Raw genomic sequence first — 12134 nt, 5'->3', positions numbered from 1 at the left:
TCCTGCGGCGGGTTATACCTTGCCGCGCCAGGCCCTGGCAGCCGGATCAGCGGGTGACCAGGGGCGTGGAAAGCTTGCGCGAGGTGCCGGGATCGCGGAACACCAGCGGCCGCTCCACCACGCCGCCGCCGGGCTGCTCGGCCCGCGCCACCGCCTGGGCCACCGCGCCGTGGTGCGGGCTCTTGGGGCACACCGGATCGGCCGCGGCGGGGTCGTTGGCCAGCATGTAGGCCTGGCAGCGGCAGCCGCCGAGGTCCACCTCGCGCTGGTCGCAGCTCACGCAGGGCTCCTTCATCCAGCCGGTGCCGCGGTAGCGGTTGAAGCCCTCGGACTCGTACCAGATGTGGCCCAGCGAATGCTCGCGCACGCTGGGGAACTGCAGCCCCGGCAGCATGCGCGCGGTGTGGCAGGGCAGCGCGGTACCGTCGGGCGCCACGGTGAGGAACATGCTGCCCCAGCCGTTGACGCACTTCTTCGGCTTGCCGTCGTGGTAGTCGGGCGCCACGAAGAACAGCCGCATGCGCTCGCCCAGCTTCTCGCGCCAGGCGGCGGTGGCGGCCTCGGCCGCGCGCAGCTGCGCGGCGGTGGGCAGCAGGTGCTCCCGGTTCTCGAAGGCCCAGGAGTAGTACTGGGTGTTGGCCAGCTCCAGGTACTCGGCGCCCAGCTCGTCGGCCATGCCGATGATGCGGTCGATGTGGTCGATGTTCAGTCGGTGGATCACCACGTTCATCACCATCGGCCAGCCCTGCGACTTGATGATGCGGGCCACCTTGTGCTTGAGCTCGAAGGTCTTGGTGTGCGAGAGGAAGTCGTTCATCTCCCGCGTGGAGTCCTGGAACGACAGCTGCACATGGTCCAGCCCCGCGGCCTTGAGCGCGGCGGCGCGCTCGGCCGTCAGGCCCACGCCGCTGGTCAGCAGGTTGGTGTAGTAGCCCAGTTGGCGGGCCTCGGCCACCAGCACTTCCAGGTCGTCGCGCAGCAGCGGCTCGCCGCCCGAGAAGCCGCACTGCACCGCGCCCAGTGCACGGCCTTCGCGCAGCACGCGCAGCCAGTCGTCGGTGCCCAGCTCCTCGGGCTGGGTGGCGAAGTCCACCGGGTTGTAGCAGAACACGCAGTGCAGCGGGCAGCGGTAGGTGAGCTCGGCCAGCAGCCACAGGGGCGGCCCGGGCCGGCTGGCACCGGTGTTGAATGATGCGCTCATGTCCATGCCAGCCACCGCTGCTTGCCCGCCATCTCCACGAAGGCGATGACGTCGGGCTGCAGGCCCTGTGCGTTGAATGCCTGCTCCAGCTCGGCCACGATGGCCGCGACCGGCTTCTCGCCGTCGCAGCGCTTCATGATCTCGCCCGCGCTCTGGTTGAGCTTGACCATGCCTTCGGGGTACAGCAGCACATGGCAGTCCTGCGCCGGCTCCCACTGCAGGCGAAAGCCCGGCGCCACGCGGGGCACGGTGTAGGCGGTCACCGTCATGCGTTCACCCCGTAGCGCGTGGCCATCGCGTCGTTCATCGCCCACAGGATGTCGAGCTTGAACTGCAGCACCTCGAGCGCGCGCTGCTGCAGCGGCCGCGTGGTGAAGTGGTCGAGCGTGATGGCCAGGCCCTGCTCCACGTCGCGCCGTGCCTGGCTCACGCGGTTGCGGAAGTAGCTCAGGCCGCCGGGCTCGATCCATGTGTAGTGCTCCGGCCAGGTGGCCAGCCGCTGCTTGTGGATCTCGGGCGCGAAGAGCTCGGTGAGCGAGGAGCACACCGCCTCCTGCCACGGCGCACGCCGCGCGAAGTTCACGTAGGCGTCCACCGCGAAGCGCACCGCCGGCACCACATGGCGCAGGTCCAGCACCTCCTCGCGCTGCAGGCCGGTGGCCTCGGCCAGGCGCAGCCAGGCCTCGATGCCGCCGGCATCCCGCACCGTGCCTTCGGGGCCGCTCAGCTCGAAGCCGTCGTGGTCCAGGATGCGCTGCACCCAGCCGCGGCGCACCTCGCGGTCGGGGCAGTTGCTCATCACCGCCGCGTCCTTGATGGGAATGGCGATCTGGTAGTAGAAGCGGTTGGCCACCCAGCCGCGGATCTGCTCGGGCGTGGCGCGGCCGCGGTTGAGCATCACGTTGAACGGATGGTGGATGTGGTACGCCTTGCCCTTGGCGCGCAGCTGCGCCTCGAATTCGACGCGGTCCCAGGCGGCTTCGGTCATGGTGGGGCTCACAGCGTGATCTGCATCCCGTCCTCGCAGACCTCGACGCCCGCGCGCGCCAGCTCGGCCCGCGGTGCCGAGTCCTCGTCCAGGATCGGGTTGGTGTTGTTGATGTGGATGAGCAGCTTGCGGGTGGTGGCGGGCAGGCGCGCCAGCACTTCCAGCATGCCGCCCGGCCCGCTCTGCGGCAGGTGGCCGATGGCGCGCGCCCGCTGCGGGCCCACGCCGGTGGTGATCATCTCGTCGTCGGTCCAGAAGGTGCCGTCCACCATCACCACGTCGGCGCTGGCCATCGCGTCGAACACCGCGGGCGTGACGGCGCCCAGCCCCGGCGCATAGAACAGGCGCCGGCCGCTGGCCGTGTCGATGGCGGTGATGCCGATGTTGTCGCCGGGCTCGCCGCTGTCGCGGTGCGGCGAATAGGGCGCGGCCTTGCTGTCCAGCGGCAGCGCCTTGAACTGGATGCCCTCGGCACCCGGCACGCTGAAGGGCGCGCCGTCCAGCGAGATGGCGTGGTGCGTGGTGCCGCAGTAGTGCGTCAGCACGCGCAGCACCGGGTTGCCGTGGGTCAGGTCTTCGGCCACCGCGTCGGTGCACCACAGCGGCAGAGGGTCGGGCGCGCGGCCGCCGGGCCGCTCGGGCGCGGGCCGCGAGCGTTCGCGCAGCATGAACAGGCCGGTCACGTGGTCGATCTGGCCGTCCATCAGCACCACGCCGGCGATGGCCGAATCGCGCAGGCCGCGGCCGGGCTGCAGGTGGGCGTTGGCGCGAATCTGCGCCAGCAGGTCGGGCGAGGCGTTGAACAGCACGCCGTCGGCGCCCGAGTGCGCACCGGCATCGGGCCGGATGAAGATCGACGACTGGGTGCGGGCCTTGGCCTTGAGCGTTCCGGCCCGCAGGCCGGCGCAGTTGCGGCAGTTGCAGTTCCACTGCGGAAAGCCGCCGCCGGCGGCGGAGCCGAGCACCGTGATGCGCATGAGGGCCCTCGTCGGTCTTCAGGAATGGGGGGTCGCCGGAGCCATCGGCTGCGGCGACCGGGCACGCACCGTCAGCGGTTCGCGACGTACAGGCTGATTTCGAAGCCGAAGCGCCAGTCGATGGCCGCTGGGGTTTGCCATTGCATGTTCATAGTGAGGCTCCTTTCTCCGGTGGCACAGCGCCATGTGGCGGCTGCGGGGGAGCTGTCGCGCCCCGTGACGCATGGTGTGCCCGATGGCCGCGCAGGCCCAGCCGGGTGAGCATGAATCGGGCTTCATGATTTCCATGAACCCGTGTGCGGGTTGAGGCCGATACGATGCGGGCGTGCCCCAGCCGTTGCCGTACCCCGATCCCCCGCCGTTCCGGCAGTTCATGCTCGACGCCAGCCATGGCCACCGGCTGCATGTGGAGCAGTGGGGCACGCCCGACGCACCGCCGGTGCTGCTGCTGCACGGCGGCCCGGGCAGCGGCCTGGGGCCGGGCCTGCGGCGCTGCTTCGACCCGGCACGCTTCCACGTCATCGGGCTGGACCAGCGCGGCGCCGGCCGCAGCCTGCCGGCCGGCAGCACCGACCACAACACCACCGCGCACCTGCTGGCCGACCTGACCCTGCTGCGCCGCACGCTGGGCATCGAGCGCTGGCGCGTGGTGGGCGGCTCCTGGGGCGCCACGCTGGCGCTGCTGCATGCCGCGGCCGAGCCGCAGGCGGTGAGCGGCCTGGTGCTGCGCAGCGTGTTCCTGGCGCGGCCGCAGGACATGCAGCCCTTCATGCCGCTGGCCGAGACCTTCCAGGCCGCCGCGGCCGATGCGGACGAGCGCCGCGCCATCGCCCGCGCCTGGTGGCAGCTGGAGCTGCGCCGCGCCACCGGCGCCAGCGCACCGCCGCCTGAGGGCGATGCGCTGCAGGCGCTGGTGCAGCGCTACACGGTGCAGGCCCACTACCTGCACGCCGGCTGCTGGCTGCAGGCGCCGCCGCTGCTGGACCGGCTGGCCCCGGTGCGCCGGCTTCCGGTGCAGATCGTGCACGGCACCGCCGACCGCATCTGCCCGCCGGAAGGCGCCCGCCTGCTGGCCGCCCGCCTGCCGCAGGCCACGCTGCGCTGGGCCGAAGGCGCCGGCCACGACGCCCTGCATCCCGCCATGCTGGCGGCCATGGTCCAGGCGCTGGACGCCGGCCCCGCATGAACGCCGCCGCCCGGCCGCTCCGAAGGCGGCGTTCCATCCCTCTCGGAGGGATCCCGCGCAGCGGGAGGGTGCAGCAATCTCCCGCCGCCGCCCGGCCGCTCCGAAGGCGGCGTTCCATCCCTCCCGGAGGGATCCCGCGCAGCGGGAGGGTGCAGCAATCTCCCGCCGCCGCCCGGCCGCTCCGAAGGCGGCGTTCCATCCCTCTCGGAGGGATCCCGCGCAGCGGGAGGGTGCCCCATCGATGAGCCTGCGCCTGAAGATCAACCTGCTGGTGAGCACGCTCACGCTGCTGTTCCTGGCCGCGGTGATGGGCCTGCAGCTGCGCAACATGCGCGAATCGGTGCGCGAGGAAGTGGTGGCCGCCAACCGCGTGGCGGCGCAGCTGCTCAAGCGCACCGCCTGGCTGTACGCGGCGCAGGGCATCCCGGCGATGCGCTCCTTCCTGGAAGGCGTGGGCCGGGTGCGCTCCAACGACATCGCGCTGCTGGATGCGCAGGGCAACGAGCTCTACCGCTCGCCACCCTCGCCCTACAAGGCGGGCCGCGATGCGCCCGACTGGTTCGAGCGCCTGGTCTCGCCACCGCCCGACGAGCAGTTCATCGGCTTTCCCGATGGCCGGCTGGTGGTGCGGGCCAATGCCTCGCGCGCCGTCATCGACGCCTGGGACAGCGCCTTCGTGATGGTGCTGGCCGCGCTGGCGCTGCTGGTGGCGGTGAATGCGCTGGTGTTCTGGCTGGTGGGGCGCGCGGTGCGGCCCTTCGGCCGCATCGTGGGCGCGCTGGGCGAGCTGGAGGCCGGCCGCTTCGGCGTGCAGCTGCCGCGCCTGCCGGGCATCGAGGCGGCGGCCATCGGTGCCGCCTTCAACCGCATGGTGCTGCAATTGCAGGACCACATCGAGACCGAGCGCCGCGCGGTGCGGGCGGAGATGCAGCTGTCCGACAGCCGCGAGCTGGCCCGCTGGGTGGAGCGGCATGTGGAGCAGGAGCGCCGCATGATCGCCCGCGAGCTGCACGACGAGCTGGGCCAGTCGGTCACCGCGATGCGCAGCATGGCCGTTTCCATCGCCCAGCGCAGCAAGGACAAGGACGCCGCCACCGAGCAGGCGGCCCGCATCATCGCGGACGAATGCTCGCGGCTGTACGACGCGATGCACGGCATCATCCCGCGGCTGGCGCCGCTGGTGCTGGACCGCTTCGGCCTGGCCGAGGCGCTGGACGACCTGGCCGAGCGCACCCGCCGCGCCCAGCGCGGCGTGCAGCTGGACCTGCAGGTGGCCCTGGGCGATGCGCCGGTGCAGCCCGAAGCCGCGCTGGCCCTGTACCGCGCCGCCCAGGAGGGCGTGACCAATGCACTGCGCCACGGCCAGGCACGCCACATCGCCATCGACGTGCGGCGCGAGGGCGGGGCGCTGTGCCTGCAGGTGAGCGACGACGGCGTGGGCCTGCCGGCGCAGCTGCCCTCGGCCGCCCAGCCCGCCGGCCACCATGGCCTGCGCTGGCTGGCCGAGCGGGTGCAGGGCCTGGGCGGGCGGTTTGCCCTGCTGCCCCAGCCCGGCCGCGGCGCGCGGCTGGAAGTGCAATTGCCTGTGGAGAGTTGATGGAACCGCTGCTGCGGGTGATGCTGGTGGACGACCATGCGCTGGTGCGCATGGGCTTCCGCATGCTGCTGGCCGATGCCCGCATCGAGGTGGTGGCCGAGGCCGACACCGGCGAGGAGGCCTGCGCTGCCTATGCCCAGGCCCAGCCCGACGTGGTGGTGCTGGACCTCTCCATGCCCGGCATGGGCGGGCTGGAGGCGCTGCGACGGCTGCTGGCGCAGGATCCGAAGGCGCGGGTGCTGGTGCTCTCGGCCCATGAGGACACGGCCCATCCACGGCGGGCGCTGAAGGCCGGCGCGCTGGGCTACCTGGGCAAGCGCAGCGCGCCCGATGCGCTGATTGCCGCAGTGACCGCGGTGGGCAGCGGCCGGCCCTACGTGGATGCGGCCACCGCGCAGGCGCTGGCGTTGGCCACCGTCACTGGCGAGACCAGCCCGGCCGAGGGCCTGAGCGAGCGCGAGTTCAGTGTCTTCGTGCAGCTGGCGCGAGGCCTGAGCGTGGCCCAGATCGCCGAGAACCTGAAGCTGTCGCCCAGCACCGTGGGCACCCACCTGTACCACGTGAAGCAGAAGCTGGGCGCCAGCAACCAGAGCGAGCTGACGCTGGTGGCACTGCGCTGGGGCTTGATCGAGGCCTAGCCGGGAGGCGCCTCGCGCGCTGGTTTCGAACGATCCAGGCGCGCTTCAGATCGCCTCAAGAGGGACGGCCGGGCCGGCCAGCAGATTGCGGGCGTCGTCTTCCGGCGACGCAGGAGTCGGCATCCACCGCGCACGGCCCGCGCCAGCCGGGTAGTGCCGGATGCGCCGCGCCGCCGCATGGCCTACCTTGCGCGGGTGGCGGCCATGCCGGCCGCCCTGCAGGAGCAAACGATGATCAAGGTGACCGTGATGTACCCGCACACGCCGGGTGCGCGCTTCGACCACGACTACTACCGCGACCGCCACATGCCGATGGTGCAGGACAGGCTGGGCCCGGCCTGCCTGCGCTACACGGTGGACAAGGGCCTGTCCGGCGGCGCCCCGGGCTCCGCCCCGCCCTACGTGGGCACCTGCTCGCTGTTCTTCGACAGCGTGGAAGCCTTCCAAGCCGCCTTCGCCCCCCAAGGCCCAGGAGATCCTGGGCGACATCCTCCAACTACACCGACCTGCAGCCGGTGATGATGGTGAGCGAGGTGGTGGTGGAGTGACCTCTCCTGCCAGGCGCTTTGACGCGGGTGCCGGCACGGCCATTGCCGAAGCTCCTTGCATCAAGGAGCACCCATGACCGACATCGACGGACCGCCCGAGGATCCGATTCCCACCACGGTGGACACCGACAACCCCAGCGTCGTGAAGTACTGGTGCGGTGTGTTCGGCATCACGCTGGAGCAGCTGCAGGAAGCCGTGCTGGCCGCCGGCACCGATCCGGCCGCGGTGCGGGAGCACCTGCTGCAGCAAGGCAGCAGCGCCGGCGCGGGCTGAACGTTTCTCCCGCGCCGGTGGGCTTCAGGCCGGCAGCCTGAAGCGCGCCACGCGCGCGGCCAGGGCCATCGCCTGGTCGCGCAGCGTGCTGGCGGCGGCGGCGGTCTGCTCCACCAGCGCGGCGTTCTGCTGCGTCTGCTGGTCCAGCGTCTGCAGCGCCACGCCCACCTGCGCCACGCCGGCGCTCTGCTGCTCGGTGCCGGTGAGCACTTCCGTCATCAGCTGGCGCATGCGCACGGCAGTGTCCACCAGCTCGCCCATGCGCTCGCCGGCGTGGCCCACCACGTTGCTGCCCTCCTCCACCCGCTGCAGGCTGTCGGCGATCAGCTGCTTGATCTCGCGGGCGGCCTCGGCCGCACGCTGCGCCAGGTTGCGCACCTCGCTGGCCACCACGGCGAAGCCCTTGCCCTGCTCGCCGGCGCGCGCCGCCTCCACGGCCGCGTTCAAGGCCAGGATGTTGGTCTGGAACGCAATGCCGTCGATGGTGCCGATGATGTCGCCGATGCGGCGCGACGAGGCCTGCACGCCGCCCATGGTGCGCACCACTTCGTCGATGGTGCGTCCGCCGGCACCGGCGCTGTCGGCATTGCCCACGGCCATCTCGGTGGCGCGCTTGACGCTGTCGGCGGTGTGCTGCACGGTGGACGAAATCTGGTCCATGGCCGCGGCCGATTCCTCCAGGTTGGCGGCTGCCTGCTCGCTGCGGGCGCTGAGGTCGCTGGAGGCGGTGGCGATCTCGCCGCTGGCATGCACGATGCTGTCGGAGGCCTGGCGCACCTCGCCCACGATGCCGCGCAAGCTGGCCTGCATCTCCGACAGCGTGGTCATCAGTGCCGCCGCCTCGTCGCGGCCCCAGGGGCGCGGGCTGGTGGTCAGGTCGCCGGCGGTCATCGCCTTCAGGTGGCGTTCCACCTCGCCCAGGCCGCCGTCCATCACCAGGTAGAACGAATAGAACAGGTAGAGCACCAGGGCCAGCGAGCCCGCGGTGACGGCCAGCGTGAGGTTGCGGTTGAGCACCACCCGCGCCTCGCGCTCGCGCAGCAGGTCCTGCAGCAGCAGCGTGCCCTCGGTGCCCAGGCGGCGCAACTGGTCCACCGCGGCCTGGCCGTGGCCGTCCAGCGCCTTGGCATCGTGGCTGAAGGCATCGGCGAACCAGGGCCGCGCGGCTTCGTCCAGGAAACGGCGGGCCGCGTCGGCCGCGGCCGTGCCGTCGGCACGGGTCTTCACGCGGGGCTCGGCCTCGGCGGCGCGGTGGAGGCCGTCCAGCACCCCGTCGACCGCCTGGCGGCCGGTGTACCAGACGCCATATAGCTCGCGCACGCCGGCCGCGGTGGCGCCGGCCTGCTGCAGTGAGCCGGCCATTGCGCGACTGCGCGACACGGCCTCCACCAGGTCGGGCGCGCCCAGGGCGGCCACGCTCATCAGGTAATAGGTGGCCTGCTCCGGGTCCAGCGAGAGGCCGGACACGTCCAGCACCGAAGCGCGAGCGGAGCGCACCGCATCCACATAGGCCTGCAGGCGCTGGCCCTGCGCACCGGCGCCTTGCTGCTGCAGCGCCCGGTGGGCCTGCAGCGCGGTGGACAAGGCGGCGGACGCGTCCACGCCCTGCGGCCGGGCGGCCACCAGGGCCTGCACCGGCGCCAGCAGCGCCTCGATGGCCGGCAGGTCGGGCGCGGCCTGCTGGCCGGCGATCACCAGCCGTCGCTGCTTCTGCACTTCCACCAGCCAGGGTTCGATCTTGTGCAGCAGCTGTACGCCGGCCAGCTCCTTGCGGGTGAAGGTCAGCGACTCGTCCACCCCTTGCAGGTAGGAAACCATCAGCAGCACCAGCGGCATCAGGAAGGCCACCGACACCAGCATCGCCTTCCCGCTGAAGCCGATGCGCCTGAACAACCGCACGCCGGGCGCCCAGATGCCGTGATGTTGGAAGAACCCGGTGCGCACAGGGCGCGAGTGGGAGGTATCGCCAGGCGCGGAGCCCAGGCCGGGCGCCGCATTACTGCTGCTGGTCATGCATCTGCCTTCACATCATTTGTGACGGCTTTGTCGGCAGGTCTGAGCGACGCTTGAGGGCGAAGTGCTGCGGGCTTGCGTTACATCAAACCGGCGGCGGCACGGCGGCCCACTGGCCGATCACCGGCCAGCCCCGGGACCGCGCCTCGGACCGCAGCGCCGCATCGGGCCGCACCGCCACCGGGTGGCTGACGGCCTGCAGCAGCGGCAGGTCGCTGGCCGAATCGGAATAGAACCAGCTGTGCTCGAACGCGCCCAGCGACAAGCCGCGCCGCGCCAGCGCGGCGGCCACGTGGGCGGGCTTGTGCTCGCGGTGGCAGGGCAGGCCGTCGATGCCGCCATCGGGCAGGCCGGTGGCAGTCAGGCGAGGCCGGGTGGCCACCACCTCGTGCAGGCCGAACAGCCGGCCGAAGGGCTCGGCGACGATGGCGCTGGTGGCGGTGACCAGCAGGCACAGGTGCCCTTCGGCACGGTGGCCGGCCACCAGGGCCTTCATGTCGGGCGGCAGCCGCGTGGCCATGTCCGCTTCGAAGCGCTGCAGCCAGGCCTGCAGCTGCCGCGGCGCAAAGCCGGCCAGCGGCGCGACGGTGGCCCGGTGCAGGTCATGGATGTCGGCCTGGCCGGCGACGAAGCGCTGGCAGCAGGCCAGGTGGTCGCCGGGCGCCTCCGGCGGCAGGGCGCCCTGCCCGGCCAGGAAGCTGATCCAGGCCATGCCGCTGTCGAACGGGATCAGCGTGTGGTCCAGGTCGAACAGCGCCAGGCCCGGCGGCATGGTCAGGCGGCCTGCCGCTGCTCGGCCGCCGGCGCGGGCAGGGCCTCGGGCAGCAGCTGCGCCGGCAATGCGCCGCGCAGCGCATTGCACACCACGATGGCTTCGGCGACCTGCAGGTCGGCCAGGGTGAGCGTGCGCTCGACGGCGGCCCAGTCCGGATCGTCCAGCAGCACGCCGCGCATCACGCCGGGCAGGGCGCCATCGGCCCGCGGCGGCGTGCACCACTGGCCCGCCAGCTTCAGGAAGACCGAGCTGCGCCCGCCTTCCACCAGCCGGCCGTCCTGCGTGAGAAAGAGGCTGTCGAAGCCGCCGGCAGCCTCGGCCTGCTGCACGCCGGCGTCGTAGTGCGCGCGCAGCGTGGTCTTGAAGGCGGCCAGCGGCTGGTGGTCGGGCAGCCGGTGCGGGCTAACCAGCAGGCCCACCGGCGTGCCCGCCGGCAGCGCGGCCAGCGGTGCATGGCTGAGCTGGAGACGGCCGTCATGCGCCAGCGCCAGCCGCACGCGCGAAGGCGCGGCCAGCGCCTGCGCCGGTGCCAGCGCCGCCTGCACCGCGGCTTCGTCGTACACGAAGCCCAGCGCCTGTGCGCTGGCACGCAGGCGGGCCAGGTGGCGCGGCAGGTGGCGCAGGCCGGTGGCGGGCTCGAACAGCAATGTCTCGAACAGCTCGAAGCCCGGCGGCAGGCCGGTGAGAAAGCGAGCCTTGAGCCGGCATTCCTCGTATTCGTCGTCCGCCACGCTGTCCAGCACGATGCCGGCGCCCACGCCAAGCCGGGCCGGCCGCAGGCCCCGCCGTGGCGCCTCCAGCGTGAGCGTGCGGATGGCCACCGACAGGCAGAACTCGCCGAGCGTGGCACCGGCCGCCGGCGCATCCACCCAGCCGATGGCACCGCAGTACAGGCCGCGCGGCGTGCTTTCCAGGCCGGCGATCAGCGACATCGTGTGGTGCTTGGGCGCGCCGGTGATGCTGCCGCAGGGAAAGGTGGCGCGCAGCACGTCGGGCAGGCGCAGGCCGGCACGCGGACGGGCCTGCACCGTGGAGGTCATCTGGAACAGCGTGGTGTAGGGCTCGATGGAGAACAGCGCCGGCACCTGCACCGATCCCGTCTGCGCGATGCGGCCCAGGTCGTTGCGCAGCAGGTCCACGATCATCAGGTTCTCGGCGCGGTTCTTGATGTCCTGCTGCAGCAGCCGCGCCGTCTCGCTGTCACCCTCGGGCCCGCGCGTGGGCGCGGCGATGCGCGGGGCGGTGCCCTTCATCGGCCGCGCGGTGAACAGGCCGGCCTCGTGCCGCAGGAAGAGTTCGGGCGAGCAGCTCAGCACCACCTCGCCATCACCGGCCACCACCAGCGCGCCGTAGGACACCGGCTGCCGCTGCCGCAGCCGGCGGAACAGCGCCAGCGGGCTGCCATAGGCCTGGCCGGTGAGGCGGTAGGTGTAGTTGACCTGGTAGGTCTCGCCGGCGCGGATGGCCTCGTGGATGCGGCCGATGGCGGCCACGAAAGCCTCATGGTCCACGCTGGGCTGCAACCCCGCCACGCCGGCGGCACCGGGCTCGGCCTGGCCTTCCTGTCCGGCCAGCCAGGCGTCCACTTCGTCGCGGGAGAGCTTTTCGAGGCTGCGGAACATCAGCACCCGCAGGGCCGAGCCGTCCTCGGCCGGCAGGGCCTGGTGGCCGGCCTGCAGCAGCTTCGCACCCCATTCGTAGTCGGCCAGCAGCACCGCATGCAGCCCCGCGCGCTGGTCGGCCTCCACCTGCGCCCAGGTGGCCTCCAGCGTGGCCGGATCGCTGCAGCGATGCGTCTGCACCAGCCCTTCGTACAGCCGGCTCGTCGGCCGTTCCCGCGTCGCGTCACGGTCGTCGAGCAGGGCGAAGGCAGGCAGCAGGATCATGAAGAAACGTTAGCAGACGGCATGAAGCGATGGCGGACGGGTACCGTACCC

The 12134-nt window shown here is 72.2% G+C and carries 12 protein-coding genes and 1 pseudogene; 5 read left to right on the top strand and 8 right to left on the bottom strand.

Going from position 1 to position 12134, the window contains the following annotated elements; genetic code table 11:
• Nucleotides 1-46: 46 nt before the first annotated feature.
• The 5 genes from pqqE to pqqA all read right to left on the bottom strand — a co-directional run bounded on the left by pqqE (nt 47) and on the right by pqqA (nt 3312).
• Nucleotides 47-1201 carry a pyrroloquinoline quinone biosynthesis protein PqqE gene (pqqE, locus tag LRS14_RS27465; RefSeq protein ID WP_257801855.1) on the bottom strand — a complete coding sequence of 385 codons (1155 nt, stop codon included), beginning with the start codon at nt 1199-1201 and terminating at the stop codon, nt 47-49.
• Complete coding sequence (gene pqqD, locus LRS14_RS27460; protein WP_257801854.1) at nt 1198-1470, bottom strand: pyrroloquinoline quinone biosynthesis peptide chaperone PqqD; 273 nt, start codon at nt 1468-1470, stop codon at nt 1198-1200. Before pqqD ends, pqqE begins: the two co-directional genes overlap by 4 nt.
• A complete protein-coding gene (gene pqqC, locus LRS14_RS27455) occupies nt 1467-2189 on the bottom strand; it encodes a pyrroloquinoline-quinone synthase PqqC (protein ID WP_257801853.1) in 723 nt (240 codons plus the stop codon). The genes pqqD and pqqC overlap by 4 nt, the downstream gene beginning before the upstream one ends.
• Nucleotides 2190-2197: 8 nt before the next feature.
• On the bottom strand, nt 2198-3166 hold the full coding sequence (pqqB, locus tag LRS14_RS27450; protein ID WP_257801852.1) for a pyrroloquinoline quinone biosynthesis protein PqqB: 969 nt from the start codon (nt 3164-3166) through the stop codon (nt 2198-2200).
• Between the two features lie 71 nt (nt 3167-3237).
• Nucleotides 3238-3312 (bottom strand): pyrroloquinoline quinone precursor peptide PqqA, encoded by a 75-nt coding sequence (gene pqqA, locus LRS14_RS30835; RefSeq protein ID WP_157039866.1) that lies wholly within the window; start codon nt 3310-3312, stop codon nt 3238-3240.
• Between the two features lie 179 nt (nt 3313-3491).
• Between pqqA and LRS14_RS27445 the strand changes: the two genes are divergently transcribed.
• From LRS14_RS27445 to LRS14_RS27425, 5 genes and pseudogenes are all read left to right on the top strand, one after another.
• Nucleotides 3492-4352 carry an alpha/beta hydrolase gene (locus LRS14_RS27445; protein WP_257801851.1) on the top strand — a complete coding sequence of 287 codons (861 nt, stop codon included), beginning with the start codon at nt 3492-3494 and terminating at the stop codon, nt 4350-4352.
• A gap of 241 nt (nt 4353-4593) precedes the next feature.
• Nucleotides 4594-5949 (top strand): ATP-binding protein, encoded by a 1356-nt coding sequence (locus LRS14_RS27440; protein ID WP_046116194.1) that lies wholly within the window; start codon nt 4594-4596, stop codon nt 5947-5949.
• Complete coding sequence (locus LRS14_RS27435; RefSeq protein ID WP_046116195.1) at nt 5949-6587, top strand: response regulator transcription factor; 639 nt, start codon at nt 5949-5951, stop codon at nt 6585-6587. The genes LRS14_RS27440 and LRS14_RS27435 overlap by 1 nt, the downstream gene beginning before the upstream one ends.
• Before the next feature lie 231 nt (nt 6588-6818).
• Nucleotides 6819-7135, top strand: a pseudogene (locus LRS14_RS27430) (EthD family reductase).
• A gap of 73 nt (nt 7136-7208) precedes the next feature.
• On the top strand, nt 7209-7409 hold the full coding sequence (locus LRS14_RS27425; RefSeq protein ID WP_046116196.1) for a DUF3606 domain-containing protein: 201 nt from the start codon (nt 7209-7211) through the stop codon (nt 7407-7409).
• Nucleotides 7410-7433: 24 nt separating this feature from the next.
• On the opposite strand, the gene LRS14_RS27420 is transcribed toward LRS14_RS27425, so the two are convergent.
• The 3 genes from LRS14_RS27420 to LRS14_RS27410 form a co-directional block, all read right to left on the bottom strand.
• On the bottom strand, nt 7434-9422 hold the full coding sequence (locus LRS14_RS27420) for a methyl-accepting chemotaxis protein (protein WP_257801849.1): 1989 nt from the start codon (nt 9420-9422) through the stop codon (nt 7434-7436).
• A gap of 85 nt (nt 9423-9507) precedes the next feature.
• The gene (locus LRS14_RS27415) at nt 9508-10194 is read right to left on the bottom strand and encodes an HAD family phosphatase (protein ID WP_257801848.1); all 687 of its coding nucleotides are present in this window, start codon (nt 10192-10194) and stop codon (nt 9508-9510) included.
• A 2-nt stretch (nt 10195-10196) separates the two neighbouring features.
• Nucleotides 10197-12083: a chorismate-binding protein gene (locus LRS14_RS27410; RefSeq protein WP_257801847.1), complete on the bottom strand. Its 1887-nt coding sequence runs from the start codon at nt 12081-12083 to the stop codon at nt 10197-10199.
• Nucleotides 12084-12134: the final 51 nt, after the last annotated feature.

Origin of the sequence: Aquincola sp. J276 (genome assembly GCF_024700035.1) — a bacterium.
Classification (GTDB): domain Bacteria; phylum Pseudomonadota; class Gammaproteobacteria; order Burkholderiales; family Burkholderiaceae_C; genus Aquincola; species Aquincola tertiaricarbonis.
This window is presented reverse-complemented; position numbering and strand designations above follow the sequence as displayed.

What these genes read in the sequence shown, in the direction of transcription:
- LRS14_RS27425 (WP_046116196.1), top strand. Translation starts at nt 7,209, where the DNA reads ATGACCGACATCGACGGACCGCCCGAGGATCCGATTCCCACCACGGTG.
- pqqE (WP_257801855.1), bottom strand. Translation starts at nt 1,201, where the DNA reads ATGAGCGCATCATTCAACACCGGTGCCAGCCGGCCCGGGCCGCCCCTG.
- LRS14_RS27420 (WP_257801849.1), bottom strand. Translation starts at nt 9,422, where the DNA reads ATGACCAGCAGCAGTAATGCGGCGCCCGGCCTGGGCTCCGCGCCTGGC.
- pqqC (WP_257801853.1), bottom strand. Translation starts at nt 2,189, where the DNA reads ATGACCGAAGCCGCCTGGGACCGCGTCGAATTCGAGGCGCAGCTGCGC.
- pqqB (WP_257801852.1), bottom strand. Translation starts at nt 3,166, where the DNA reads ATGCGCATCACGGTGCTCGGCTCCGCCGCCGGCGGCGGCTTTCCGCAG.
- LRS14_RS27415 (WP_257801848.1), bottom strand. Translation starts at nt 10,194, where the DNA reads ATGCCGCCGGGCCTGGCGCTGTTCGACCTGGACCACACGCTGATCCCG.
- pqqD (WP_257801854.1), bottom strand. Translation starts at nt 1,470, where the DNA reads ATGACGGTGACCGCCTACACCGTGCCCCGCGTGGCGCCGGGCTTTCGC.
- LRS14_RS27440 (WP_046116194.1), top strand. Translation starts at nt 4,594, where the DNA reads ATGAGCCTGCGCCTGAAGATCAACCTGCTGGTGAGCACGCTCACGCTG.
- LRS14_RS27435 (WP_046116195.1), top strand. Translation starts at nt 5,949, where the DNA reads ATGGAACCGCTGCTGCGGGTGATGCTGGTGGACGACCATGCGCTGGTG.
- LRS14_RS27410 (WP_257801847.1), bottom strand. Translation starts at nt 12,083, where the DNA reads ATGATCCTGCTGCCTGCCTTCGCCCTGCTCGACGACCGTGACGCGACG.